General features: G+C 62.9%; 25 protein-coding genes. 18 read left to right on the forward strand and 7 right to left on the reverse strand.

Translation table 11 applies throughout. The annotated features are described in order from the left end of the window. The first annotated feature begins 111 nt into the window (after positions 1 to 111). Together ampC and AC5O5R_RS15280 are read left to right on the forward strand one after the other, a co-directional pair. Positions 112 to 1,254, forward strand: coding sequence for a class C beta-lactamase (gene ampC / locus AC5O5R_RS15275; protein WP_172229864.1), 1,143 nt, complete (start codon positions 112 to 114; stop codon positions 1,252 to 1,254). 300 nt (positions 1,255 to 1,554) lie between these two features. Continuing rightward, the gene (locus AC5O5R_RS15280; protein WP_172229867.1) at positions 1,555 to 1,887 is read left to right on the forward strand and encodes a hypothetical protein; all 333 of its coding nucleotides are present in this window, start codon (positions 1,555 to 1,557) and stop codon (positions 1,885 to 1,887) included. 45 nt (positions 1,888 to 1,932) lie between these two features. Here the strand turns inward: AC5O5R_RS15280 and AC5O5R_RS15285 are convergent, their stop codons facing one another. The 4 genes from AC5O5R_RS15285 to AC5O5R_RS15300 form a co-directional block, all read right to left on the reverse strand. Further along, positions 1,933 to 2,244 carry a hypothetical protein gene (locus AC5O5R_RS15285; protein ID WP_172229870.1) on the reverse strand — a complete coding sequence of 104 codons (312 nt, stop codon included), beginning with the start codon at positions 2,242 to 2,244 and terminating at the stop codon, positions 1,933 to 1,935. Between the two features lie 140 nt (positions 2,245 to 2,384). Further along, complete coding sequence (locus tag AC5O5R_RS15290; RefSeq protein WP_003253897.1) at positions 2,385 to 2,573, reverse strand: hypothetical protein; 189 nt, start codon at positions 2,571 to 2,573, stop codon at positions 2,385 to 2,387. Positions 2,574 to 2,714: 141 nt separating this feature from the next. After that, on the reverse strand, positions 2,715 to 3,035 hold the full coding sequence (locus AC5O5R_RS15295) for a YbjQ family protein (protein WP_172233427.1): 321 nt from the start codon (positions 3,033 to 3,035) through the stop codon (positions 2,715 to 2,717). 65 nt (positions 3,036 to 3,100) lie between these two features. After that, entirely contained in the window at positions 3,101 to 3,985 is an 885-nt protein-coding gene (locus tag AC5O5R_RS15300) for an EamA family transporter (RefSeq protein WP_172233430.1), read from the reverse strand. A gap of 235 nt (positions 3,986 to 4,220) precedes the next feature. Here AC5O5R_RS15300 and AC5O5R_RS15305 point away from each other — a divergent pair, with 235 nt between their 5' ends. The 3 genes from AC5O5R_RS15305 (at position 4,221) to AC5O5R_RS15315 (ending at position 8,682) form a co-directional block, all read left to right on the forward strand. Further along, positions 4,221 to 5,618 (forward strand): purine-cytosine permease family protein, encoded by a 1,398-nt coding sequence (locus AC5O5R_RS15305; protein WP_172222775.1) that lies wholly within the window; start codon positions 4,221 to 4,223, stop codon positions 5,616 to 5,618. Positions 5,619 to 6,090: 472 nt separating this feature from the next. Further along, the gene (locus AC5O5R_RS15310) at positions 6,091 to 8,043 is read left to right on the forward strand and encodes an oxidoreductase (protein WP_172222780.1); all 1,953 of its coding nucleotides are present in this window, start codon (positions 6,091 to 6,093) and stop codon (positions 8,041 to 8,043) included. Positions 8,044 to 8,082: 39 nt separating this feature from the next. Next, positions 8,083 to 8,682: a helix-turn-helix domain-containing protein gene (locus AC5O5R_RS15315; RefSeq protein WP_172222783.1), complete on the forward strand. Its 600-nt coding sequence runs from the start codon at positions 8,083 to 8,085 to the stop codon at positions 8,680 to 8,682. Between the two features lie 43 nt (positions 8,683 to 8,725). Here the strand turns inward: AC5O5R_RS15315 and AC5O5R_RS15320 are convergent, their stop codons facing one another. Further along, positions 8,726 to 9,337 (reverse strand): FMN-dependent NADH-azoreductase, encoded by a 612-nt coding sequence (locus tag AC5O5R_RS15320; RefSeq protein ID WP_172222788.1) that lies wholly within the window; start codon positions 9,335 to 9,337, stop codon positions 8,726 to 8,728. Positions 9,338 to 9,470: 133 nt separating this feature from the next. On the opposite strand from AC5O5R_RS15320, the gene AC5O5R_RS15325 reads away from it, so the two are divergent. Continuing rightward, positions 9,471 to 10,373: a LysR substrate-binding domain-containing protein gene (locus AC5O5R_RS15325; protein WP_172222883.1), complete on the forward strand. Its 903-nt coding sequence runs from the start codon at positions 9,471 to 9,473 to the stop codon at positions 10,371 to 10,373. After that, positions 10,366 to 10,725, forward strand: a complete 360-nt coding sequence (locus AC5O5R_RS15330) for an MmcQ/YjbR family DNA-binding protein (protein ID WP_172222792.1) — start codon at positions 10,366 to 10,368, stop codon at positions 10,723 to 10,725. The genes AC5O5R_RS15325 and AC5O5R_RS15330 overlap by 8 nt, the downstream gene beginning before the upstream one ends. Before the next feature lie 98 nt (positions 10,726 to 10,823). On the opposite strand, the gene AC5O5R_RS15335 is transcribed toward AC5O5R_RS15330, so the two are convergent. Next, positions 10,824 to 11,237 (reverse strand): DUF1294 domain-containing protein, encoded by a 414-nt coding sequence (locus AC5O5R_RS15335; RefSeq protein WP_172222796.1) that lies wholly within the window; start codon positions 11,235 to 11,237, stop codon positions 10,824 to 10,826. Beyond that, positions 11,230 to 12,060, reverse strand: a complete 831-nt coding sequence (locus AC5O5R_RS15340) for an undecaprenyl-diphosphate phosphatase (protein ID WP_172222801.1) — start codon at positions 12,058 to 12,060, stop codon at positions 11,230 to 11,232. The genes AC5O5R_RS15335 and AC5O5R_RS15340 overlap by 8 nt, the downstream gene beginning before the upstream one ends. Before the next feature lie 299 nt (positions 12,061 to 12,359). On the opposite strand from AC5O5R_RS15340, the gene mcpP reads away from it, so the two are divergent. The 11 genes from mcpP to AC5O5R_RS15395 all read left to right on the forward strand — a co-directional run bounded on the left by mcpP (position 12,360) and on the right by AC5O5R_RS15395 (position 24,166). Then, a complete protein-coding gene (gene mcpP, locus AC5O5R_RS15345) occupies positions 12,360 to 13,994 on the forward strand; it encodes a methyl-accepting chemotaxis protein McpP (protein ID WP_172222805.1) in 1,635 nt (544 codons plus the stop codon). Between the two features lie 116 nt (positions 13,995 to 14,110). Then, positions 14,111 to 14,677 carry a nicotinamide riboside transporter PnuC gene (gene pnuC, locus AC5O5R_RS15350; RefSeq protein ID WP_172222809.1) on the forward strand — a complete coding sequence of 189 codons (567 nt, stop codon included), beginning with the start codon at positions 14,111 to 14,113 and terminating at the stop codon, positions 14,675 to 14,677. After that, complete coding sequence (locus tag AC5O5R_RS15355; protein WP_172222812.1) at positions 14,674 to 15,243, forward strand: AAA family ATPase; 570 nt, start codon at positions 14,674 to 14,676, stop codon at positions 15,241 to 15,243. Before pnuC ends, AC5O5R_RS15355 begins: the two co-directional genes overlap by 4 nt. A gap of 297 nt (positions 15,244 to 15,540) precedes the next feature. Next, on the forward strand, positions 15,541 to 15,975 hold the full coding sequence (fapA, locus tag AC5O5R_RS15360) for a functional amyloid chaperone FapA (RefSeq protein ID WP_172222817.1): 435 nt from the start codon (positions 15,541 to 15,543) through the stop codon (positions 15,973 to 15,975). Position 15,976: 1 nt separating this feature from the next. Beyond that, complete coding sequence (gene fapB / locus AC5O5R_RS15365; protein WP_172222821.1) at positions 15,977 to 16,555, forward strand: fibril amyloid subunit FapB; 579 nt, start codon at positions 15,977 to 15,979, stop codon at positions 16,553 to 16,555. A 51-nt stretch (positions 16,556 to 16,606) separates the two neighbouring features. After that, positions 16,607 to 18,133, forward strand: a complete 1,527-nt coding sequence (gene fapC, locus AC5O5R_RS15370) for an amyloid-like fimbrin subunit FapC (RefSeq protein ID WP_172222825.1) — start codon at positions 16,607 to 16,609, stop codon at positions 18,131 to 18,133. Positions 18,134 to 18,195: 62 nt separating this feature from the next. Further along, on the forward strand, positions 18,196 to 18,876 hold the full coding sequence (gene fapD, locus AC5O5R_RS15375; protein WP_172222830.1) for a fibril amyloid maturation endopeptidase FapD: 681 nt from the start codon (positions 18,196 to 18,198) through the stop codon (positions 18,874 to 18,876). A gap of 45 nt (positions 18,877 to 18,921) precedes the next feature. Continuing rightward, complete coding sequence (fapE, locus tag AC5O5R_RS15380) at positions 18,922 to 19,680, forward strand: fibril amyloid subunit FapE (RefSeq protein ID WP_172222834.1); 759 nt, start codon at positions 18,922 to 18,924, stop codon at positions 19,678 to 19,680. 47 nt (positions 19,681 to 19,727) lie between these two features. Continuing rightward, positions 19,728 to 21,005, forward strand: a complete 1,278-nt coding sequence (gene fapF, locus AC5O5R_RS15385) for a fibril amyloid transporter FapF (RefSeq protein WP_172222838.1) — start codon at positions 19,728 to 19,730, stop codon at positions 21,003 to 21,005. Positions 21,006 to 21,141: 136 nt separating this feature from the next. Then, positions 21,142 to 23,343, forward strand: a complete 2,202-nt coding sequence (locus AC5O5R_RS15390; protein WP_172222842.1) for an LTA synthase family protein — start codon at positions 21,142 to 21,144, stop codon at positions 23,341 to 23,343. Positions 23,344 to 23,437: 94 nt separating this feature from the next. Further along, positions 23,438 to 24,166 carry a DUF899 domain-containing protein gene (locus tag AC5O5R_RS15395; RefSeq protein WP_172222845.1) on the forward strand — a complete coding sequence of 243 codons (729 nt, stop codon included), beginning with the start codon at positions 23,438 to 23,440 and terminating at the stop codon, positions 24,164 to 24,166. Positions 24,167 to 24,271: the final 105 nt, after the last annotated feature.

Below are 24,271 nucleotides of genomic sequence, written 5' to 3' on the forward strand. Positions count from 1 at the left end.
CCGTCTTGTCATTGTGCAAGGGCAGACGATAAGGTTTTCGGCTTTGCGCCGCTAACGCCGGAACCCCCACCGGTATCGCTCAACGGACACGTTCCCGTAAAGGACCCGCCCATGCCCCCTCCTCGCCTGGCCGCACTTGCCGCTGCCATCACCCTCACCCTCGGCCAAGCCACTGCCCGGGCCGACGACCAGTTGCAGGCCAAGGTCGACCAGGTCATCCGCCCGCTGATGCAAGCGCAGGGCATCACCGGCATGGCCGTGGCTATCTACGCCCGCGACCATGCGCATTACTTCAGCTATGGCGTGGCCAGCAAGGCCGACAACGTGCCAGTCAGCCGGGACACGCTGTTCGAGATCGGCTCGCTGAGCAAGACCTACACCGCCACCCTTGCCGCGCTGGCCAGTGCCGAGGGCAAGCTGGACCTCGCTGCCCCGGCCAAGCGTTATCACCCGGCACTGGCCGGGGCGCCCATCGGTGATGCCAGCGTGCTGGACCTGGGCGCCTACAGTGCCGACTGCCTGCCCCTGCAATTCCCGGATGCCGTGCAGACGCCACAGCAGGTGGTCGACTTCTTCCGTCACTGGCAGCCCCGTGCCCAGCCCGGCACCCGGCGCTGCTATTCCAACCCCAGCCTGGGTTTGTTTGGCGACCTTGCTGCCCGCGCGCAGCACCAGGGGTTTTCCACCCTGATGAGCGAAGGCCTGCTGGCGAAAATGGGCCTGGAAAGCACCTACCTGGATGTCCCGGCCAGCGCCGAGGGGCTGTATGCCCAAGGCTATGACGCCGCCGACAAACCCGTACGCGTGGGCCCCGGCCCCTACGCCGATGAGGCTTACGGGATCAAGACCAGCGCCAGCGACCTGCTGCGCTACGTGCGCCTGCACATGCAGCCTGAGGGCCTGCCCCCAGCGCTGGCAAAAGCCACCGCCATCACCCAGCAAGGCTACTTCCAGGTGGGGCCGATGACTCAAGGCCTGGGCTGGGAGCGCTACCCCTACCCCGTCACCCTGTCTACCCTCGAAGCGGGCAACAGCGTCCAGATGATTCGCGAACCGCAGGCCACCACGCGGCTGCAACCAGCCCTGCCCGTGCTGCCTGCCGCCTGGTACAACAAGACTGGCGCCACTAACGGTTTCGGTGCCTACGCCGCGTTTGTGCCATCCGAGCAGTTGGCAATCGTATTGCTGGCCAATCGAAATTACCCCAACGAAGCCCGGATACGCGCAGCGTTCGAAATACTCACAGGGCTGTAGTGCGGGGGCGATTGTCGGACAAATCGACAGAAATGTAGTGCCAGAAAATATTCACTACAAAATGGTTGACGCCGTTCATCGCGCTTGGGCATGATGAAGCCGTCTCCCTGATCGGGAGCGATGGCAAGGGTGTTCCAGACGGCTTGCGCGGTAACGCAGGCCGTCCGTGGAGAGGGAATCTGTCCAAAAGGCAGCGTGAGAAAGCCCCTGTTGCGATGCTGCTGTAGCAGCCTTGGTAGTGCGCTACATCGTGTTGGCGCCAACTGTGAAAATCACCTAAGAATGGGTAATGGGGGCTTTATGATGAACTTGAACGACAAACCGACGATCGACCAATTGGCCCAACTGTTCGCTGGACGCAAGGACAGCCTTGACGACCACCTGCTGTGGGTCAGCCAAACCGGTGAAGTGCGCCTCGACCGCCTGCCACCGAACACCGTCGAAGCTGAATTCGAAGAGCACCTGCCCAGCATGCGTGCACGCTTCAAGGTCTACCGCCGTGGGATGGGCTACGTCGGCAAGAAGGCAGCCGCCGACACCGAGTTCGTTGGCCGCGTGCTGCAGACCCTGCAACAGGAATGGCCCGCCGCCCGTGAGCAGCAGGCAGTCAAGGTGATCGAACCGCTCAACTGAGGGCTCTCACCTTTATCGAAGCCCGGCCGCACAGGCCGGGCTTTTTCATGCCCGGCGCCGGTGGCGGCGCGGCTCTGGCAAGGGCAAGGCGCCCGTTGCCATCGCCCGGGCGCGATCGACGCCCCATACCATGGCGCGGGTCATCGTCTCGCCTGGCCGTGCAGGGTAGTACTCTTCCAGCAACGCTCGCCCATCCCCGCCATACAACCCGAGGAACAACTGGGTGGCCCCCAGGCGCGAAAGCCGTACCTGCACGTCCAGCGTGGTGCCGTCGCTGAGTACTTCGTCGTGGCTGCGGCTATGCAGCTGGGCGTCGGCCCACTGCCAATAGGTATCTTCCCTGACTCGCATGAGCATTCAATCCTCCGTCGCTGCAATGCCACGCCAGCAAACCACAGCCTTGGCCGTTCGGCGAGCGCTACCCGGCAATACCATGAGGCGGATCAACGAACCGCAACAAAAACCCCGCCATCGGGCGGGGTTGGGCTGGGGCGGGGTCACTTCTTCAACGGCACCCGCGGCATGAAGCGGCCTTTTTTGCTGCGCTGCAGGTGTGCAGGCTGGAGCTGTTCGGAATCATCCAGCGTCATGTGGGCGAACCCCAGGCGAAATGCCGCCTGGCCGCAACGCACTTGGCTGTTGATCGGGAACGCGTCGTTCAGGTCTTCGAAAAAGGATTCGCTCATGCCCTGTGTCCCTCCAGTGGCGGTCGCGCCGGCAACCAGAAAAGTTGCCCAGGTAGACGCGGCCTGTGAAAGTGAGACTAGCTGGTCATTTGCAGACCACCCGGGCAGAACGCCTTGGACCCGACCAGTGGCATAAACGTTCTATTTCAGGCGCACCGCTGTACCCGTGGCAAAAACCACCACCATGCCGCCTTGTACCGACGGCATGCTGATCTCGAAATCCACACCCACTATCGCGTCGGCGTGCAACTGCCGTGCCCGCGCTTTCAACTCTTCGGTAGCCTGCTCGCGGGCCTCGCGCAGCGCGCTTTCCAGGGTTTGCGAGCGGCCACCGAAAAAGTCGCGAAAGCGTGCAAAGAAATCGCGCACGAAGTTGATGCCCTGCACCGACTCGGAGCTGACTACACCCAGGTATTCGGCAATCGGGCGGCCTTCGAGCTGACTGGTGGTGGAAATGATCATGAGTGCGCTCCGCAAGCCTGGCAAAAGGAGCCGATTCTAACAGAGCGCAGTCCTGCAGATTTGCCTTACGCGCTAGCGGCCCGCAAGCGCTGCCCGATCCGGGCGCCGAAGACGTTGACCAGCAAACCCGCCATCACCAGCAGCGCGCCCCAGCCCTGGGTTGCGGTCAGGCGTTCGCCCAGCAGCAACGCCGACGAGCTCAAGCCAATCACCGGCACCAACAGCGAGAACGGGGCCACCTTGCCTGCCGGGTGGCGCGAGAGCAGCGTGCTCCACAGGCTGTAGCCGAGCATGGTTGCGACAAAGGCCAGGTACGCCAGGGCCAGCAGCGAACTCAAGCTGATATTGGCCAGGGCGTGGCCGATGCGCTCTGGCCCTTCCAGCCACCAGGACAGTGCCAGGAACGGCAGCGGCGGAATCAGCCCGCCCCAGATCACCAGCGCCACCAGGTCGACCGAGCCAAAACGCCGGGTAATGATATTGCCCAACCCCCACATGGCACCGCCACACAGGGTCAGCACCAGCGCCAGCATTGGCACATGGCCGCCATCTTCACTGCCGATCAGTGCCAGGCCACCAGCCGCCACCAGCAGCCCCAGCACGCTGGCCACGCGCAAACGCTCGCCAAGAAACAGGGCAGCGAAGCCAAGGGTGAAGAACGCCTGCGACTGCAAGATCAGCGACGCCAGCCCCGGGGGCATGCCGCTGTACATCGCCTGGAACAGAAAGGCGAACTGGCCCAATGAAATGGTCGCCCCATAGGCGATCAGCCAGCGCCAAGGCAGTTTGGGGCGCTTGACCAGCAAGATAGCCGGGAATGCCACCAGCAAGAACCGCAGCGCGCCCAGCAACATCGGCGGCAAGCCATCGAGGCCCACCTTGATGACCACGAAGTTGACGCCCCAAGCGACAATCACCACCAGGGCGATGAGCAGGTCCTTCAGCGGCATTGCAGCGTTCCTCAGCAGATTTCTTAGACATATTTCGTAACAGCATAAGGCTATTCCATCGCGTCCGACCAGCACAGTTACGCCCAAGGGTTGCGCAACAGTACCACTGTGATCCTCGGTAAACTTCACTTGACCGGACTTGTATAGACATGTTCAGATCAAGCCAAGGTCATTCGCCTTGCGTCCAGCCGATGACCTCCTCGCTTATACAAAAACAATCAAGCGGAGCCACACCATGTCCAGCAAACCCGTGCTCGAACGGCGCTCGATCGACTACATCCCGGAAACTGAACGCCATGGACGCGTGTACAGTCAGTTCACCCTCTGGCTCGGAGCCAACCTGCAAATTACCGCTATCGTGACCGGTGCCCTGGCCGTGGTGCTGGGTGGCGACGTGTTCTGGTCGCTGATCGGCCTGCTGATCGGCCAACTGATCGGTGGTGCAGTCATGGCGCTGCACGCGGCGCAAGGCCCACGCCTTGGGCTGCCGCAGATGATCTCCAGCCGAGTGCAGTTCGGGGTTTATGGCGCCGCCATCCCGATGGTGCTGGTGTGCCTGATGTACATGGGCTTCACCGCTACTGGCACGGTGCTTTCCGGGCAGGCGATCGGCCAGCTGTTAAGTGTCAGCGATAGCACCGGCATCCTTATCTTCGCGGCAGTGATCGTGCTCGCCACCCTGGCCGGGTACCGGGTCATCCACTGGATCGGCCGGATCGCCAGCGTGCTGGGCATCATCGCGTTCGTCTACCTGTTCAGTCGCATCCTCATGCTGGCCGATATCGGGCAGTTGCTGGACAACCGCCATTTCACCTGGGCATCGTTCCTGCTGGCGGTTTCGCTGGCGGCATCCTGGCAGATAGCCTTCGGCCCCTATGTAGCGGACTACTCGCGCTACCTGCCCAGCAGCACTTCACCGGTCAAGACCTTCTTCGCCGCAGGCCTGGGCTCGGTGATCGGGGCCCAGGCATCGATGATCCTCGGTGTGTTCGCGGCGGCCATTGCCGGCGGCGAATTTTCCGGGCGCGAAGTGGCCTACATTGTCGGCCTGGGAGGTGTCGGCACCACTGCCGCGCTGCTGTATTTCTGCATAGCGTTCGGCAAGGTGACCATCTCGACCCTGAACTCCTACGGCAGCTTCATGTGCATCGCAACCATCATCAGCGGCTTGCGCGGCCACCTGACGATCACCCGCAGCCAACGCCTGGTGTTCGTACTGGCCATCGTCGGAGCGGCGACCCTGGTCGCGCTGCTTGGCCAGCATTCGTTTCTGACCGCGTTCAAGTCGTTCATCCTGTTCCTGCTGACTTTCTTCGTGCCCTGGAGCGCCGTCAACCTGGTGGACTACTACTTCATCACCAAGGAGCGCTACGACATCCCTGCCCTCGCCGACCCACAGGGTCGCTACGGTCGCTGGAACTGGCCAGGCATCATCGTGTACACCGTCGGCGTGCTGATCCAGATGCCGTTCATCGACACCAAGCTGTACACCGGGCCGATGGTCGCGCACCTGGGTGGAGTGGATGTGTCCTGGCTGATCGGACTGGTGGTGCCTAGCGTGCTGTACTACCTGGTCGCGCGGCGTCGTGCTGAGCTGGCACCTGCGGCGATGATTGTGCCTGGGGTGAATTGATCGGGGTGTGGAGGGCTGGGCGGTGAGTGGCCAGACTGCACTGCACATTGTCTGCCGGCAAGCCTTCCTCGCAAGGAATGCATCAGGCTGACAGGGGCTTGTCACAGCATTTGCAGCGCCTATGAGATCGAGCGCCGCGCTGGCGGCGCTCGATCTCATAGGCGCTGCATGTCTTAAGGCAAGCACCTGTAAGCCCTGATGCAACCTGCCAGACCCTAGCATCCCCCACAGCGACCACTGACCCTACGGCCATCACCTGACTCCGCGCCATTTCGCCGCCGCCTTCGCTCTGCATCGTAGCGTTCTCCTGCCGGTTCCCCCAAAGGCCCGTTTTCCTGTTGCTGTGAGCTCACACCCTCGCTCTGAGACTGAGAAAAAGCCAGCCGCATTCAAGTAAAGAAATGAGTTGATTTTTTACTGCAGCTACACTTTCATAACAGAAAAACAACAACAGATCACCGGAGCCGCCTGCATGCAAACCGCCTTCCCGCACCTGTTCGAGCCGCTGCAGATCCGCGGCAAACGCTTGAAGAACCGGATCATGTCAACCGGCCACGACACCTGCCTTCCCACCGACAACCTGGTCAACGACAAGCTGATCGCCTACCAGCGGGACCGCGCCGCCGGCGGCGTGGGCCTGATCGTGCTGCAGGTCGCCGGGGTGCACGAGAGTGCCCGCTACACCTCGCATGTGCTGATGGCTACCGACGATGCCTGCATCGATGGCTACCGCCAGCTTGCCCAGGCGTGCCATGCGCATGGCACGCTGGTGCTGTCGCAGCTGTTCCACCCGGGGCGGGAAATCATGGAGTCGGCGGATGGCCTGCTGGCAATCGCCTACTCCGCATCGGCCGTGCCCAATGAACGCTTCCGGGTGATGCCGCGTGCACTGGACCAGGCGATGATCGACGAAATCGTCCAGGGCTACGCCAGCGCTGCCCGCCGCCTGCACCAGGCCGGGCTGGACGGCGTCGAGGTGGTGGCCAGCCATGGCTACCTGCCCGCCCAGTTCCTCAACCCACGGGTGAACCTGCGCAGCGACGGCTACAACGGCGAACTGGAAAAACGCCTGAGGTTTCTGCGCGAAGTGCTGGCCGCAGTGCGCGCCGCCACCGACGAGCAGTTCATCATCGGCCTGCGCATCAGTGCCGATGAGCGCGACAGCCAAGGCCTGAGCGAAGATGAATCACTGGCCGCCGCCGTTGCCTTGCAGGGCCAGCTCGACTACCTGCACATCGTCGCCGGTACCTCGGCGTCCTTGGGCGGTGCGGTGCATATCGTTCCACCCATGGCCATCGAGGCGGCGTACCTGGCTCGCGAGGCGGGCACCTTCAAGCAGCAGCTGGACGTGCCACTGTTCGTTACCGGACGCATCAATCAGCCCCAGGAGGCCGAACAGATTCTCGCCCGCGGCCAGGCAGATGTGTGCGGCATGACCCGGGCGCTGATCTGCGACCCGCTGATGCCGAGCAAAACCGAGCACGGTAACGTTGAAAACGTGCGCGCCTGCATCGCCTGCAACCAGGCGTGCATCGGCCACTTCCACCGCGGCCTGGCGATTTCCTGCATCCAACGCCCCGAAACCGGCCGAGAGCTGCAGTACGGCCAAATGACCATCACCCCCTCGCCCAGGCGCATCATGGTCGCCGGCGGCGGGCCCGCCGGCATGAAGGCCGCAGCCGTGGCCGCCGCGCGCGGGCATCAGGTGACCCTGTACGAGGCCGGCCCGCAACTGGGCGGCCAGGTGCTGCTGGCCCAGTTGCTACCGCAGCGTAGCGAGTTTGGCGGCGCCAGCACCAACCTGCAGCGGGAAATGGCGTTGGCGGGGGTGGAGGTGGTGCGCAACACCCGGGTCGATCGCGCCCTGGTCGAGCGTGAGCGCCCTGACCTGGTGATCGCCGCGACCGGCGCCATCCCTTATTGGCCGGCGTTCGAACGCACCGGCGAGTTGCAGGTGGTAGACGCCTGGCAAGTGCTGCGCAACGAAGTGACGCTGGGGCGCTCGGTGCTGGTGATCGATTGGCGCTGCGACTGGATAGGCCCCGGCATCGCCGAGCGCCTGGTGCGCGATGGGCATCAGGTGCAACTGGCCGTCAACGGTACGCATTGCGGCGAGAACCTGCCGCTGTACGTACGTGACCAGCTCGCCGGCGAACTGCACCGCCTGGGGATCTCCATCACGCCTTATGCCCGGCTGTATGGTAGCGACGACAGCACGGTGTACCTGCAACACACCGCCAGCGGCGAACCGATGATCTTCGAAGGCATCGATACCCTGGTGCTATGCATGGGCCATCAGCCGGAGGACCGCCTGGCCACGGAACTGGCCGGCCTGGTGGAGGTGCGGCGCATTGGCGACTGCCTGGCGCCGCGCACCGCCGAGGAAGCGATTCACGATGGCCTGACGGTTGCCTGGGCGCTCTGAGGCTGTACATACTGGGGCTTTTACGATGGACCGACGTGCATGAGCCAACTCCCCCAGCCCCCCGCCAGCGAAGCCGGGGCCGTCGCCCCACAATTCCTGGGCACCCGCATCCGCGGCCTGCGCAAGCGCCGCGGCATGACACTGCAGGAGTTGGCCACGCAAAGTGAACTGACCGCAGGCTACATCAGCCAGCTGGAGCGCAACCTCTCGTACCCGTCGATCCCGGCACTGTTCAACATCGCCCGCAGCCTGGGCGTGACCATCCAGTGGTTCTTCGCCAGCGAAGCCACCACAGCCCCTGAGGATCAAGGCTACGTGGTGCGTCGCAACAGCCGCCTCAGCGTGCATTACGAAGATGGCATCGTCGACCAGTTGCTCACGCCCCAGCCCAACCGCCAGCTGGAAATCCTGCACTCACGCTTCCCCCCGGGCACCTATAGCCAGCAGAGCTACAGCCACGACGGCGAAGAGGCCGGCTATGTGCTCAGTGGGTGCTTCGAGCTGTGGGTGGGCGAGCGGCATTTCCAGCTAGCCGAAGGTGACAGTTTCAGCTTCTCGAGCCAGGAACCGCATCGCTACGGCAACCCCGGTGAGAAGGATGCGGTGGTGATCTGGGTGATCACACCGCCAACCTTCTGAAGCTCGCCGCCAAGCCCGCGCGGGGGCGGCCTGTCGAGAAGGCTCAGGCCGCAACAAACAGCTCATTGGCAATTTGCGCCTGGGCGGCATCGATCGCCTGGCTGCGCTGCTCCGGGCCATAGGCCAGGCCATGGGCACGGACGATTTCCAGGTCGGTCACACCGATAAAGCCCAGGAACACCTTGAGGAAGTCCTCATGCCCGGCGCCCGTCGGCTGGCCAGCGTGCAGGCCGCCAGCGGTCGATACCAGCACCACTTTCTTGTTGCCGCACAGCCCTTCCGGGCCGCTTTCGGTGTAGCGGAAAGTCTTGCCGGCGACGGCCACGCGGTCGATCCAGGCCTTGAGCTGGGTCGGCACGGTGAAGTTGTACATCGGCGCACCAATCACCACGGCGTCGGCAGCCAGGAACTCTTCCAGGGTTTCCGCGCTCAGCCTGGCTTCGAAAGCCTGCGCTGCATCACGCATATCTTCTGGCGTACCAGCAGCAACCAGCGTAGCAGCGGAAAAATGGGCGATGGCATCTGCGGCCAGGTCGCGATACACCACTTCAACGCTGGGGTCAGCGGCTTGCCAGGCTTCGACCACTTCGCGGCTCAGCTGGCGGGAGGCGGAATTGTCGCCCAGGATGCTCGAATCGATGTGCAACAGTTTCATGGGACTCTCCTGTATATGAAGACCGCAGTGCTGGGCGATCACGATGGGGAGAATCCTACCTGGGTGCCCAATAGCTGATAAGTCACTAAAAATGCGTTAGTTTGTCCCACAGATAGAACAGTGAGACATGCCCATGCAAGACCTCAACGACCTTTTCTATTTCGCCCGCGTGGTCGAAGCCGGCGGTTTCGCTGCTGCCGGTCGCCAGCTGGGCATCCCCAAGTCGCGCCTGTCGCGGCGTATCGCCGAGCTTGAGGAGCGCCTCGGCACCCGCCTGCTGCAACGCACTACGCGTCAGTTGAAGCTTACCGCGGTGGGTGAGCGTTACCTGCATCATTGCCAGGCCATGCTGCTGGAGGCCGAAGCCGCCGATGAAGCCGTGGCCAGCATGAGCAGCGAACCGCGCGGGCGGCTGCGGGTATCCTGCCCGGTGGCCCTGGCCCACGCCTTTCTGCCGGATGTCATCAGCCGCTTTCTCGAACAGTACCCGCTGGTGCAGCTGGACATGGTGCTGCTCAACCGCCGGGTCGATCTGATTTCCGAAGGCATCGACGTGGCCCTGCGGGTGCGCGACCTGGGCGATGAAGACCCGGCCCTGGTCACCCGCCGGCTGTGCCAGGCGCAGATGCAGCTAGTGGCCGCGCCCGGGTTTGCCGACCATATCCGTATACCGGATCAGTTGGCGTCGATGCCGGTGCTGGGGGCCGCCGAAGCAGACCGACTGGTACACTTTCGCCTGTTCGGGCCCCATGGCAAACAGCAGGAAATTGCCTTGGAACCAAGGCTGGCCATTGATGATTTCGTAGTACGTAATGCTGCTGTACGGGCTGGTCTGGGGTTCACCGCACTGCCCAGCATGTTTTGCGAAGAAGAACTGAAACGCGGCGAGCTGGTGCGCCTGCTGCCAGACTGGTCACTGCCCGGTGGCTACCTGCAGGCGGTGTACCCGCACCGGCGCGGGTTATTGCCGGCGGTACGCGTGTGGATCGATCACCTGGCGGCGTCATTCGAGGCCTGTGGAGAGCGCTATGTCTGAACAGAAGATCAGCGAAGCCGACGTGGCGGCGTTTTGCCTGGGGCTGCCGGGGGCGCGGGAAGACTACAAATGGGGTGGCATCCGGGTGTTCTCGGTGGCGGGCAACAAGATGTTTGCGGTGCTCGACCTGGCGGGTGCCGGGTTGTCGTTCAAGGTGGCGGACGAGCTGTTTCTTGGCTACTGCGACCGCCCGGGAGTACGGCCTGCGCCCTATCTGGCGCGGGCGCGGTGGATCAGCATGGCCCCGCCCTACCCCATGGGCCGCGAGGAATTGTGTGATCTTTTGCAGCGCTCGCACCAGCTGGTAGTGCGGCGACTGCCCAAGCAGTTGCAGGTGGGGTTGTTGATGTAGAGGGCCTATGCCGGCCTATTCGCGGGTAAATCCCCTCCTGCAAACTGCGGTGATCCCTTGGAGCGGGTTTACCCGCGAAAGCGCCGGCACAGCCCACATCAACCAAAAGGCAGATACCGCCCGCCGAGAAACAGCCAGTCTGCCCAGATCACCTGGTGCAGCCCCACGATTCCCCAGAACACCAGCTGGTACGACACCTTGCGTGTCTTGTGCCTGAACAGCTGCTGCGCCAACAGCGCCCCCGGCCAGCCGCCCAGCAGCTCACTGGCATGCAGCACCTTCTCGGGGGTGCGCCAAGCCTGCGAACGCGCCTGTTGCTTGTCCTGCCAATACAGCAACAGGCTGATCAGGCTCATTGCCGGGTACAGCGCCAACGGCCACCAGGCCTGGTCGCTCCAGGCCATTTGCGCCGCCCCCAGGCCCGGCAACAGGCACAGCACGCCAAACAGCAGCAGTTTCAGGCGCACATTGCGCACGCCATCCACCCGCTCCCCGCGCAGCGCCTCAGCCATGTGCCGTGGCCCAGTCAACCCAGCCAAACTGCCAGGTGGCCAGAATCAGCAGGCCAAACAAGATGCGATACCAGGCAAACGCCGCATAGCTGTGGTTGGCGATGAACTTGAGCAACGCACGCACCGCGATCATGGCAAAGATGAACGAGGTCACGAAGCCGATAGCAAACACCGGCAAATCGGCAGGCTGGAACAGATCACGGTACTTGTACCCCGAGTACACTGCGGCACCCACCATGGTCGGCATCGCCAGGAAAAACGAAAACTCTGTTGCCGCCTTGCGCGACAGGCCGAACAGCAGGCCGCCGATAATGGTCGAGCCGGAGCGCGAAGTGCCCGGGATCATCGCCAGGCACTGAACGAAGCCGATCTTCAGCGCATGGCTCCAGTTCATGTCGTCCACGTGATCGACCTCCACGCGGTGTTGACGGCGCTCGGCCCAGAGCATGATCACCCCGCCCACCACCAGCGCTGCCGCCACGGTAATCGGGTTGAACAGGTATTCGTGAATCAGGTCGGCGAACAACACACCCAGTACCACCGCCGGCATGAATGCCAGCAACAGGTTACCGGTAAACCGACGCGCCGTGGGCTGGCTGGTCAGGCCGAAGACCACATCGAGAATCTTGCCGCGAAACTCCCACACCACCGCCAGGATTGCCGCCAGCTGAATGATGATGTTGAAAGCCATGGCCCGTTCGCCGCCAAAACCGATCAGGTCGGCGACGATGATCTGGTGACCGGTACTGGAAATGGGCAGAAACTCCGTCAGCCCCTCCACCACGCCCAAGATGATTGCCTGGAAGGCAGTCCAAAAATCCATCATTCCCCCGATGGAGCGCTGCTCGCTGCAGGCCCCTTGTTCTTGATTTACTTGTGATTGCCGCACGCGGCCTGGCTGTTTTACAGCGACTGTTGGGCGCAACGCCAGTGGAAAAGTTCACGCCTGTTAAAGGTTTCATCTAGCCCGGCCGAAATGCTAGCAGAGCACCTTTGCAATGGCTTTACCCGGCCCGCCGCAGATGGCTACAAAGATAGCACTTAGCCATTAGTCGGGTGTGGTTCGCCAGCAAAGCATGCTTGGATGCGTCTGAATAAAAAGAACAACGCAGGAGCGCCCGAATGAACACTCTGAGGTCGATGTCGATCAGCCGCCGCTTGTGGCTGATCCTTTTGTTGGCGGTGGCCATGCTGGTGCTGCTGGGCCTGCTGATGCTGCGCCAGATCCACGGTGACCTGTACCAGGCCAAGGCCGAAAAGACCCGCCATGTGGTGCAGACCGCAGCCGGTGTACTGGCCTATTACCAAGGCCTGGAGGCCGCCGGCACACTCAGCCGCGACGCAGCCCAGCAACAGGCATTGCAGGTGGTGCGCGCGCTGCGCTACGACCACGACGACTACTTCTGGATCAATGACCTGGGGCCAAAGATGATCATGCATCCGGCCAACCCCAAGCTCGACGGCCAGGACCTGTCGGCCATCCGCGACCCGGACGGCTTCGCCGTATTCAATGAAATGGTCGCCCTGGCCCGCCAGCAGGACGCCGGCCCGGTCAACTATCGCTGGCCCAAGCCTGGCGCCACCGAGCCGGTGGCCAAGACCTCCTATATACAGCTGTTCAAACCGTGGGGCTGGATTATCGGCTCGGGCGTGTACATCGATGACGTGCAGGCCGAATTCGCCCGCCAGCTGCGCGATGCGTCGCTGGCAGGGCTCGGCATCGCGCTGCTGATGGCGCTACTGGTCATGGTGATTGCCCGCAGCATTGCCCGCCCCCTGCAGGAAGCCGTGCAGGCCATGGGCAACATCGCCAGCGGTGAAAGCGACCTGACCCGGCGCCTGGACACCCACGGCCGCGACGAAATCACCCACCTGGGCGAGCACTTCAACCGTTTCAACGGCAAGCTGCAAGGCGTGGTCGGCCAGCTGCAGGGGGCGGCTCATGCGCTGGCGCAGTCTGCCGGGCATGTCGGCGACAACGCCAGTGCCGCGCAACAGCACAGTGCCCAGCAATCGCTGCAGATGGACCAGGTTGCCACGGCGGTGAATGAAGTGACCTATGCCGTGCAGGACGTGGCCAAGACCGCCGAGCAGGCCGCCGGGGAAATGCGCACCGCGCAGCAGCAGGTTACGCATGGCCAGCAGGCCATCCACGGCAGCCTGGCGCAGATCGACCGGCTGTCGCTGACCATCGACCAGGCGGTGCAGGTGATCCGCGACCTGGCCGGGCACAGCACGCGCATCGGCGGTGTGCTCGATGTCATCCGCTCCATCGCCGAACAGACCAACCTGCTGGCGCTGAACGCGGCCATCGAGGCGGCACGGGCCGGGGAGCAAGGCCGCGGTTTTGCCGTGGTGGCCGACGAGGTGCGCCTGCTGGCCCAGCGCACGGCGCAGTCGACGGCCGAGATCCACACCATGATCGAGCACCTGCAGAGCCAGTCGGATGCTGCCGTGCGGGCTATCGATGCCAGCAGCGAGGCTTCGCGCCAGACGGTTGGGCAGGCGCGCGCGGCCGGTGCCAGCCTGGATGCCATCAACCAGGTGCTGAACAACCTCACCGCCCTGAATGCCTCCATCGCCAGCGCCACCTTGCAGCAGTCGCATGTGGTCGAGGAAATCAACCGCAATGTGCTGGATACCGCAGGGTTGTCGCAGCAGACCGCCGATGCGGCGCGTCAGTCGAGCGATGCCGGGCTGGCTTTGGGGCAATTGAGCGAAGCGCTGGAACAGTTGTTGCGCCAATTCCGTGTCTAGCCGGCGATCATAGCTCGACTCTTGCAGGAGCAGCCTTGTGCTGCTCCTACAAGTGCCTACACCTTCCTCTGCCGACAAGCTACAATCGCGCCCCTCCCCGCCCCCAAGGATCGCCGATGTCCGGCCTTGAACTCATCGCCGCCGTCCTCGGCGTCACCGCTGTCTGGCTCACGGTCAAGCAGAACGCCTGGTGCTGGCCGATCGGCCTGGTCATGGTGCTGATCTACGGCTGGCTGTTCTACGAGGTCAAGCTGTATTCAGGCATGCTGCTGCAAGTGGCCTATGCCGTTCTGCAGGTGTATGGCTGGTGGCAATGGAAGCGCCCCGGCCGCGCGCACGACGCCCGCCAGGTCTCGCGCCTGCCACGTCCAGCACTGCTCACCGGGCTGGCCGCCGGGGTCGCGCTTAGCGCCGCGCTGGGCGCCGCCATGGCCAGCTGGACCGATGCCGCCCTGCCCTGGCTCGACGCCACCCTCACCGGCTTCAGCCTGGTCGCGCAACTGTGGATGGCGCAAAAGCGCCTGCAGTGCTGGCCGTTGTGGGTGGTGGTGGACATCGTCTATGTGGGCCAGTACGTGCACCAACAGCTGTATTTCACCGCGGGTTTCTTCGCAGTGCTGACCCTGATCGCCGTACGCGGCTGGCACGAATGGCGCCGTGACCCGGCGTTGGTGCAGCCATGATCACTCGGCAGGCCATGAAAGTACTGGTGCTGTGCGGCCCAGAATCCAGCGGCAAAAGCTGGCTCAGCGGGGTGATCCAGGCGCATTTTGGCGGCGTGGTGGTAGCCGAGTACGTGCGCCACTTCATCGACCAGGAATGCCGCGACACCTGCTACGCCGATATCCCCACCATCGCCCGCGGCCAACTGGCCGGGGAGGACCACGCCCGTGAGCAGGCGCCACCGTTGCTGATTCTGGACACCCACCTACTCAGCAACATGCTCTGGAGCCAGGCACTGTTCGGTGACTGCCCGGCGTGGCTGGAACAGGCCCTGCTGGCACGGCGCTACGACCTGCACCTGTTGCTGAGCCCCCAGGGCGTCGACTGGGTGCGCGACGGCCAGCGTAGTCAGCCCGAGCTCAGCGACCGCCAGCGCTTCTTTGACGACAGTCTCGCGTGGCTGCAACGGCACAACCAAGTGCACCAGATAATCGAAGGCAATTGGCCACAGCGCCAGTTGCTGGCGCTACAAACGGTTGCTACGCTCATTGATAGCGATACGCCAGCGTGCCCAACCGAGTGTTAAGCCACTGACACACCGTTGTGGGGTAAACCCCCCGAAAACGCGGGCCCTGCCCCCGCTTCGGGGACAGTGTCAAGCCAATGAAACACCCCTGCAAAATCCCTTCCAATCGAGGCCACGGCTGCCTCAGCCAGCAACCTGCGCGGACATCTGTTTCAGCGCTGAGACACAATGCGCCGCAATTTGTCAGCCTCTCGCCTTAACCTGTTGATCTGAAAACCATTCTCAAAAGCGGCACAGCTTCTGCTCTGTTCCCCGCACCGCTGAACAGGGACAGCGCTCAGAGAAGGAATTGCCGTCGTGAGGAAAACTGACAAACGCCGTAATCATCTGTTGCTAGTGGCCTGCGTGCTCAGCTCACTAAGCCTCACGACCCAGGCCGACAACGGCATCATCGTGATCACCCGCGACGTGCAGACCCGCAATGCGGTGACACCGCCGCTACGACCTGATCCGAGTCCGACCACAGTCAACGCCAACCCCGCCCCGCATGTGCTACGGCAGACCAATGAGCTGAGCGACGGCGACTTCGCCAACATCAGCAGTGGTGCAGGCATCAATTCCCTGATCACTCAGCAGACCGACAGCCTCGGCGCCAACCTCACCCACCAGACCCAACTGCCCAATCTGGCCGCCGGCCGCGGCTCGGGGTCGGGCAACGGCATTTCCAACATGGTCAATGCGAATGTCCAGAAAGGCCTCGCACCGCTGCAGATCCTGACCGGGGGCAAGTGAGATGACGCGCACGCTTTGGTTACTGGCTGCGTTTTGCAGCGTATCGGCCTTCGCCGAGTCACAGGTTCCAGTCATTAACAACGCCGACATCGACAGTTCCGGCAGCCATTACCAAGGCAACATGACTGTCAATCAGGCTGCGGGCGACATGCAGCAGCAAGCCAATGCCCGGGCCTTCGCCCTGGGCCACGAAGCCAGCGCCACCACCCAGATTCGCCAGCGCCTCAATGCGCCGGCAGACCCGGCCATGGATGCCCGGGCCACCATCCAGGGCAACGCCTTCAGCAATGGTAGCGGCGCACTCGGCGTCAACCAGAGCGCTGGCGCCGGGACCCAGCAGGCCAATGCCCTGCGCATAAGCATCAGCGCTCAACCGCAAAGCATCGACGACAGCGTCCTCATGCAACAGAACGTGGCGCTGCTCAACAACTCCGATCCAGCTGACACCGCAATCGGCCATCGCCAAGTCACTACCAGTGACCAGGCGTTCACCGGTGGCCGCGGGGTGGTCCAGCTGAATCAGAGTGCCGGGGTGGGAAACCGCATGGCCAACACCTTGAGCATCCGGGTCGCGGATTGACCCTTTCAGTCAAGAAAGACACTTAACCCAACTAGAGTACGGAGAATCACCATGAAACCCTCGATGGCAATCAAGCCTCTGGTGTTCGCAATTGCTGCGGTCATGGCTGTTGCTGTACAAGCTGATCAGAACGACCGCCGCGGCGGCCACCACAATGGCAACAACAACCCGACCCGGATCCCGATCTCGGCCACCGCCAACGCACTGGATACCCAGCGCAGCGTTGGCAACACCATCACCAACCAGGGCACTGTCAACGAAGCCGAGATGAGCAGCTCGGCGACCGGCGCCAGCGGCAACGTGGGTGTCAACGTGGCGGCCGGTAACGGCAACCAGCAGGGTAACGCCTCGGCAATCGCCAACGCTGCAGCAGACTCCACGCTGGACAACAGCTTCGTGTTCGGCGAAGCCGAAGCCAATGCCGAAGTAAGCCAGGTCAGCAACCGCAACCGTGTCGACAACTGGTCCACCCAGTCTTCGGCCATCATGAGCGGGTCTGGCGAAGGCAGCTCGGGTAACGTGGGCATCAACATCGCCGGCGGCGACCTGAACCAGCAGAAAAACAGCATGGCAATTGCCAACACCAATGCTGGCCTGGGTAACGCCACTGCCTCCGCCACAGCCGATCAGAACGGCCCAGGCCTGGAGGTCAACAACGCCGCCGACCGCACCTACCGTGTGGACACGCTGACTTTCACCACTACCAAAACCGGGTCCAGCTCGCGTGAAGGTACTTTCAACTCGAGCGACGATCGTAGCGCGTCCTCGAGCTTCAGCGTAGCCGGCGCACAAAGCGCCAGCTCCAGCGGCTCCAACGGCTGGACTTCCAGTGGCTCCAGCAGCTCGAACGCCAGCGGCTCCAACAGCTCCAGCGCCAGCGGCTCGAACAGCTCCAGTGCCAGTGGCAGCAACAGCTCCAACGCCAGCGGTTCCAATAGCTGGAATGCCAGTGGCTCTGTCGGTGGCACCGCCAGCTCCTCCAGCAGCTCCAGCCTGAATGCCACCCTGGCCGCGGCAGCCGATGCAACCCGTACCATCAGCACCGATGATGGCCGTCGCGAACGCACCCGCACCGATAGCTTCGATGGCTCGCTGAACGCATCGCTGAACGTGGATGTGGATCGCTCGCGTGACAGTTCGTACGACGCCTCGTTCGAGAAAGCGTTTGACTCGTCGTTCGACAGGTCGCGTGACTCGTCGTACGACAAGACTCGCGATTCGTCCTACGACAAGACTCGCGACTCTGCCTACGAGAAGTCTCGTGACTCTTCCTACGAGAAGGCGCATGACTCTTCCTATGCCAATGCTTCGGAATCGGCGTATGAAAAGTCTGGCGAGAAATCCTCGCAATCCTCGAACGACGTTGCCAAGAGCTACAGCGAAAGCAGCGCTTACGACTTGAGCAATACCGTGTCCTTCCAAGTGCTGACCCCGACCGGCTGGGCCAACCCTGTTACCAACACTGCAACCCTTAGCGGTTCGGTGAATGGCGGCAGCGGCAACCTGGGCGTGAACGTGGCAGCCGGTGTGGGCAACCAGCAAAGCAACTCGCTGGCCATCTCCAACACCTCGTTCTAAACGTTGCGCTCGAGGCCCCCTTCGGGGGGCCTTTCTTCAACTGAACCGAAAGGCATCCGATCATGCGCATTATCGCCTTGGCGTTTTTGCTGTGCCTGGCCAGCGTGAGCGAAGCTGCACAAATGCCGCTGTCCGTATTACCGGGCGGCGCCGTAGTGTTCAAACCCCTGCAAAGCGTGCGCGAGCGCAAGTTCGCCGACCTGGTGCAACAGAAGACCGACTTCAGCTGCGGCGCCGCCGCGCTGGCAACCATCCTGCGCCAGGCCTACTGGCTGGACGTGGACGAACAACACATCATCGAGGGCATGCTGGCCCACGCCGACCAGGACCTGGTGCGTACCCAGGGCTTCTCGATGCTCGACATGAAACGTTATGTGGAAAGCCTGGGGATGCGCGCCCGCGGCTATCGGGTAGCAGCTGACACACTGCACAGCGTACGTATTCCGGTCGTGGTGCTGATGGATATTCGTGGCTACAAGCACTTCGTGGTGATGCAGAAAGTCGACAACGGCTGGGTGTACATCGGTGACCCGGTATTGGGCCACAAACGCTACAAGGTCGAAGACTTCCTCAAAGGCTGGAACGGCATCATCTTCGCCGTCATCGGCCAAGGTTACGACAAGGGTAACGTGTTGCTCGACCCGCCGTTGCCCCTGACCGCCAAAGGCCGTGTAAACGGCTTCACCCCGGTGAAAGACGCGGACCTGCTGGATTTCGGTTTCATCAAAAGCGACTTCTTCTAACGACTCTTCTAATGACAAGGCGCATGAGGCGCCGGGGAGCATTCCATGAAGACCCGACTCTGGCTGGTCATCGCTTGCGTGGCAGCCAGCCTTCCGACCCACGCAGAGACGTTCAAACCCATCGAACTGAAGGACCACGAGCTGGCGAATCTGCGCGGCCGCTACGTCATGCCGGGGCGGATCGTGAGTTTCGGTATCGTCATGAGCAGTACCTGGCAGAACGCCAAAGGCGACGTCATCGGTGCCACAAGCGCCCTGCAGGTGCAGCAATCGACTATCAAACCGCAATTCTACGTGTCGATGATCGATGAAAAGGGGAGCGGCTCGGCGCGATCGGGCGGCGCTGCAACAACCGCTGGAACAGGCATCGTTACTGGCGGTGCCGGGCTCGGCACCACCGAAGGCGTAACCCAGGTCGTGCGGGCCGCGGGCGACAACAACAGTGCCTACAACAACGTGGATATCAACGTCACCAAGGCCAACGAGGCACCTGTCGTCCAACCACAGGGCCAGGCACTGGCAGCCGGCCAGACGCTGACCGGCGAAAACGGCGCCGGGGCGCTCAGTGTGTCCTCCACCGGGGTGGGTGTACAGATGAACATCAACGCCAGCAACAACCAGGGCAGCAGCGTGCAGCGCCTGGCGCAAGGTGGCCTGATGCAGAACGCCACGCTGCTCGGCAACGGCAACCACATCAACAACGTCACCTCGCTGAATGTCGTGATGCGCGAGAACGTACCGACGGCTGCTTCGCTGAATGGCAGCCTTGACCAGCTTAAAGGCCTTCGCACACTCGGATACTGATCTACGCTCAGTCTCAACAAAAAGTAGTCGGAAGGGACGGCAACTCCATGCACCGATCTTTATCGTTCAGAGTTCTTGTGTGTTTGACTACCCTGGCACCCACTTCGCTCTACGCAGCAGCAGACCCTCAAGTCGAGGCCCTGAAACAGGAACTGAGCGAACTCAAGCGCCAGTATGCGGCGCAGCAGCAAGCCTTGATGGTGCTTGAGCAACGTGTCCGGCAAGTGGAAGAAACGCCGGCCACCCCCCAACCCAAACGCCTGGTCAAATCACCTGCCGAAGGCGTCAAAGGCGCACAGACCGTCGCCTCTGGCGCACCCGGCACGACCGGCAGTTCCTATGGCCAGGCACTCACTGCGGACTCCGAGCCCGCGCCAAGCGTGTCCAACCTGTATGACGAAGCCAGCGGCTTCTTTGGTGGCGGCAAGTTCAGCGTCGAGACCGGCGTTACCTATACCCACTACGATACCCGCGCACTGACGCTTAACGGCTTCCTCGCTCTGGATTCCATTTTCCTGGGCAACATCAACCTGGACAGGATCAAGGCCGACAACTGGACCCTGGATCTGACTGCTCGTTACAACCTCGCGCAGCGGTGGCAATTCGACATCAACGTACCCGTGGTCTATCGCGAGTCGACCTACTCCTCGGGCGGCGCAGGGGGTGCCGGGCCGACCACCTCCGATGCGACCGTGACTCGCGACCCGGAAATCGGCGACATCAACGTGGGTGTGGCTTACAAGTTCTTCGACGAAAACGAGACTTGGCCTGACGCCGTAGCGACGTTGCGAGTCAAGGCCCCGACCGGCAAGGACCCGTATGGCATCAAGCTGCGCGAGGTTGCCGGCAACGACAACCTGTCGGTACCGGAAAGCCTGCCGACGGGCAACGGCGTATGGTCGATCACGCCAGGCATCTCGCTGGTCAAGACCTTCGACCCGGCCGTGCTGTTCGGCAGCCTGTCCTACACCTATAACATGGAAGATTCGTTCAGCGACATCAGCCCGCAGGTCAACAGCAAGGTGCCGGGCGACGTCAAGCTTGGGGATTCCTGGCAGATTGGTGGTGGCATCGCCTTTGCCTTGAACGAGAAGATGAGCATGTCGTTCTCGGTGTCCGACCAGTTTGCCCGCAAAAGCAAGATCAAGCCCGATGGGGGCGACTGGCAGTCGATCTCCAACAGCGACTACAACGCAGCCAACTTCAACATCGGCCTGACCTTCGCCGCCACCGATAACCTGACCATCGTGCCCAACTTGTCCATTGGTCTGACCGACGACGCGCCAGACTTTTCCTTCAGCCTGAAATTCCCCTACTACTTCTGACAGTTGCCCCCAGCCGGGCCTGCGCGAGCGGGCCCGGCTTTTGTTTACAGGGCTTGTAGCCGCCCGCTTTCCCTCCCCCGGCCTGTTATCATCAAGCACATCCGCATGACGATTTAATGGCAAAAGGGAAGTTTTTGTGAAAAGCCTGTCAGACCACCCACGTACCCGGTTTACTGCCTTGGCGGTGCTGGTGCTGGTGATCCCACTGGGTATGCGCGCCATCCTGGGCTGGTCCAGCCCGCTCGGCTACCTGTCCGACCTTGCCCTGGGCAGCCTGCTGCTCTTGCTGCTGCACCGCCGGCCGTGGTGGCTGGCCCTACCCGTACTGCTGGCCTGGGCAGCCCTGTGGATGGCTTCGGCCGAACTCGTCAGTGCCGTGGGCCGGTTGCCCACCAGCGCCGACCTGGCCTACCTGGTCGACCCGCAGTTCATGGAGAACTCGACCGGTGGCGGCCTGGCGCATGCCTGGCTGCCCTGGGTGCTGGGTGGCGGCTTGCTGGCCTGGCTTGCCACTGCCTGGCGCAGCCGCGCACACCGCGGCCGCGCCTTGCCGCGCAGGGCCTGGGCCATCCCGCTGGTGCTGTTCGGCGCCCATTGGGGCAGCCAGCAGCTGCAACCTTCCGATGCTGACCAGTGGCGCCAGTACAACCTCAGCCACCAGCTGATGTCGGCCGGGGTCGGCAACCTGCAGCGCCAGGTCGAAGGCTGGATGGGCCATACGCAAACCTTCACGCCGCTGGCCAGCAGCGGCCTGACCCAGTCCGACCTGCATGGCCAACGGCTGCTGGCCGGGCCTGGCAGCGCCCGCAACCTGCTGTTGATCACCGTCGAAGGCATCCCCGGGGCCTACGTACGGCCCAACCGCCAGGCCCTGCACAGTCGCTTCGATGAAAACCTGATGCCCAGGCTCAGCCAATGGGCTGAGCGCGGCATGAGCACCCCGGACTACGTGCTGCACACGCACCAGACCATTCGCGGCCTGTACGCGATGCTATGTGGGGACTACGACAAGCTCGCCAACGGCACCCCCAAGGGCGTCGAGCTGCTGACCCAGCACCAGCGCAACCAGGCCTGCCTGCCGGCGCAATTGCGCCAGGCCGGCTTTACCACCCACTACCTGCAGGGCGCCGGCCTGCGCTTCATGGCCAAGGACCGCATCATGCCGCACATCGGCTTCGACTCGGTGCATGGCCTGGAATGGTTCCGCAACAAGAACTACCTGGACTTCCCGTGGGGCAAGGATGACCGGTCCTTCTTCGAAGGGGCCCTGGGTTATGTCGACAAACTGCAAAAGCAGGACAAGCCGTGGATGCTGACCCTGCTCACCGTGGGTACCCACCAGCCTTACTCGGCACCGGCCGAATACCTGCAGCGCTACGACACGCCGAAACAGGCAGCGGTGGCTTACCTGGACGACGCGATCGGCGCATTTCTCGACAACCTCGAACGCAAGGGCGTGCTCAAGGACACGCTGGTAGTGGTGACCTCCGACGAATCCCACGGCATCGACGGCGTGCGCCTGGCTTCGGCCTGGGGCTTCAACCTCACCCTGGCGCCGGAACAGGCCCGGTTGCCGCCTATCAAGCGCGGCACCTACGGCCATGTCGACCTGGCCACCTCGCTGCTGGACTACTTCGCCCTGCCGATTCCAATAGCGCTGGGTGGGCGCTCGTTGTACCGCGACTACGATACCGGTCGCGAGATGATCTCCTACACCAACGGCATGCTGCGTTACCACAACGGCCAGGGCGTGTTCACCGAATGCGACTTCCAGCAGCGCTGCCGGCGTTACGCCAGCAAAGGTTTCATCGCCGATCAGGCACGCTACCTCGGCCCTGGCGACAGCCTGCTCGGCCAGCAGATCGGCGCCCTGGCCGGGGTGCTCGACCAGTCCCTGCTGCAAACCCCGCTCAACTTGCGCTACCAGTTCGGCGGCCCTTCGCCGATCAAGTTGCGCAAGCGCATTAACGATGACTGGGCCGACAACCTGATTGGCGCCCAGTACCTGGAGATGCCCGGCGGCTCGCATACCCGCGTGCGGGTCAAGGTGCGCTCGCTGGACCCTACGCGCACCGCCTACATACAACTCAAGGCCAAGCAGCTGGAGCAGGATGTGCCACTGGGCTTGCCTGCCGAGGTGAGGGTCACCGCCGAACAGCCGCTGGAAATGGAGTTCGGTTTCGACAACCCGACAGGGCGCAAGGCGTTTTCCTTCCATTTGCTGGGTTATGGCGGCGGCAAGGTGGAAGTCAGTGACTTCAGCGTGATCACCGCACTGCCGGGCGAGGATGAAGCGGCAGATGAACTGACCGAGGATCAGATCGCTCACTCGGGCTGATCGTTACCGCCCATCGCCCGGCCACCGGTGCCCGTCGATTCGGCTTGGTCATGCTCGACTAGTGTGTGAATCCCCCAAGCGTGGAGACAGCACCATGAGCACAAGCGAAAACAGGCACCCGGTGGTTGACCGCAGCCAATGGCTGGCGGCCCGCCGGCAGCTGTGGCTGCACGAAAAAGCCTTCACCCACCACCGCGACGCACTGGCCGCCGCCCGTCGCGCCCTGCCTTGGGTCAAGGTCGCACACGACTATCGCTTCCACGGGCCAGACGGCGAACTTGGCCTGGCGGACCTGTTTGCAGGCCGCAGCCAGTTGCTGCTGTACCATTTCATGTTCGTGGAAGGCTGGAGCGAGGGCTGCCCCGGTTGCTCGTTCCTGGCCGACCACTTCGACGGTGCCAACCTGCACCTGGCCCACCACGACGTGTCGCTGGTGGCCGTGTCGCGGGCGCCGTATAGCGAGTTCCAGGCATTCCGCCAGCGAATGGGCTGGCGATTCCGCTGGTATTCGTCCAATGGCAGCGGCTTCAACGAGGACTTTGGTGTCAGTGTCGGCAGCGAAGGTGAAAGGCAGTACAACTATGAAGCGTATGACGGCAACGAAAGCGAGTTGCCCGGCTTGAGTGCCTTCTACCGCGAGGCGGACGGTAGCGTGTACCACACCTATTCAACCTACGCCCGGGGGCTGGATATCCTGGTCAATACCTACAACTTCCTCGACATCGCGCCGCTGGGTCGCAACGAAGCCGGGACCATGGATTGGGTTCGCCATCATGACCGCTACGAAGGGCAGCCCGACAAGCCCCACTGCTGCCACAACTGATATCAAACCCATACGCGGAGCGGCTGCAGGAGGGTTCCCGGCCCATTGGGCTGCGCTGTCGTACAAGGAACTGATGCTGGGCGCTCCGCGTACCCTGTGGGAGCG

The sequence above is a fragment of the Pseudomonas sp. 8_5_2 genome (genome assembly GCF_059295255.1).

Excerpts from the sequence above, each read along its gene's own strand:
- ampC (WP_172229864.1), top strand. The coding sequence starts at position 112 with ATGCCCCCTCCTCGCCTGGCCGCACTTGCCGCTGCCATCACCCTCACC.
- AC5O5R_RS15280 (WP_172229867.1), top strand. The coding sequence starts at position 1,555 with ATGATGAACTTGAACGACAAACCGACGATCGACCAATTGGCCCAACTG.
- AC5O5R_RS15285 (WP_172229870.1), bottom strand. The coding sequence starts at position 2,244 with ATGCTCATGCGAGTCAGGGAAGATACCTATTGGCAGTGGGCCGACGCC.
- AC5O5R_RS15290 (WP_003253897.1), bottom strand. The coding sequence starts at position 2,573 with ATGAGCGAATCCTTTTTCGAAGACCTGAACGACGCGTTCCCGATCAAC.
- AC5O5R_RS15295 (WP_172233427.1), bottom strand. The coding sequence starts at position 3,035 with ATGATCATTTCCACCACCAGTCAGCTCGAAGGCCGCCCGATTGCCGAA.
- AC5O5R_RS15300 (WP_172233430.1), bottom strand. The coding sequence starts at position 3,985 with ATGCCGCTGAAGGACCTGCTCATCGCCCTGGTGGTGATTGTCGCTTGG.
- AC5O5R_RS15305 (WP_172222775.1), top strand. The coding sequence starts at position 4,221 with ATGTCCAGCAAACCCGTGCTCGAACGGCGCTCGATCGACTACATCCCG.
- AC5O5R_RS15310 (WP_172222780.1), top strand. The coding sequence starts at position 6,091 with ATGCAAACCGCCTTCCCGCACCTGTTCGAGCCGCTGCAGATCCGCGGC.
- AC5O5R_RS15315 (WP_172222783.1), top strand. The coding sequence starts at position 8,083 with ATGAGCCAACTCCCCCAGCCCCCCGCCAGCGAAGCCGGGGCCGTCGCC.
- AC5O5R_RS15320 (WP_172222788.1), bottom strand. The coding sequence starts at position 9,337 with ATGAAACTGTTGCACATCGATTCGAGCATCCTGGGCGACAATTCCGCC.
- AC5O5R_RS15325 (WP_172222883.1), top strand. The coding sequence starts at position 9,471 with ATGCAAGACCTCAACGACCTTTTCTATTTCGCCCGCGTGGTCGAAGCC.
- AC5O5R_RS15330 (WP_172222792.1), top strand. The coding sequence starts at position 10,366 with ATGTCTGAACAGAAGATCAGCGAAGCCGACGTGGCGGCGTTTTGCCTG.
- AC5O5R_RS15335 (WP_172222796.1), bottom strand. The coding sequence starts at position 11,237 with ATGGCTGAGGCGCTGCGCGGGGAGCGGGTGGATGGCGTGCGCAATGTG.
- AC5O5R_RS15340 (WP_172222801.1), bottom strand. The coding sequence starts at position 12,060 with ATGGATTTTTGGACTGCCTTCCAGGCAATCATCTTGGGCGTGGTGGAG.
- mcpP (WP_172222805.1), top strand. The coding sequence starts at position 12,360 with ATGAACACTCTGAGGTCGATGTCGATCAGCCGCCGCTTGTGGCTGATC.
- pnuC (WP_172222809.1), top strand. The coding sequence starts at position 14,111 with ATGTCCGGCCTTGAACTCATCGCCGCCGTCCTCGGCGTCACCGCTGTC.
- AC5O5R_RS15355 (WP_172222812.1), top strand. The coding sequence starts at position 14,674 with ATGATCACTCGGCAGGCCATGAAAGTACTGGTGCTGTGCGGCCCAGAA.
- fapB (WP_172222821.1), top strand. The coding sequence starts at position 15,977 with ATGACGCGCACGCTTTGGTTACTGGCTGCGTTTTGCAGCGTATCGGCC.
- fapC (WP_172222825.1), top strand. The coding sequence starts at position 16,607 with ATGAAACCCTCGATGGCAATCAAGCCTCTGGTGTTCGCAATTGCTGCG.
- fapD (WP_172222830.1), top strand. The coding sequence starts at position 18,196 with ATGCGCATTATCGCCTTGGCGTTTTTGCTGTGCCTGGCCAGCGTGAGC.
- fapE (WP_172222834.1), top strand. The coding sequence starts at position 18,922 with ATGAAGACCCGACTCTGGCTGGTCATCGCTTGCGTGGCAGCCAGCCTT.
- fapF (WP_172222838.1), top strand. The coding sequence starts at position 19,728 with ATGCACCGATCTTTATCGTTCAGAGTTCTTGTGTGTTTGACTACCCTG.
- AC5O5R_RS15395 (WP_172222845.1), top strand. The coding sequence starts at position 23,438 with ATGAGCACAAGCGAAAACAGGCACCCGGTGGTTGACCGCAGCCAATGG.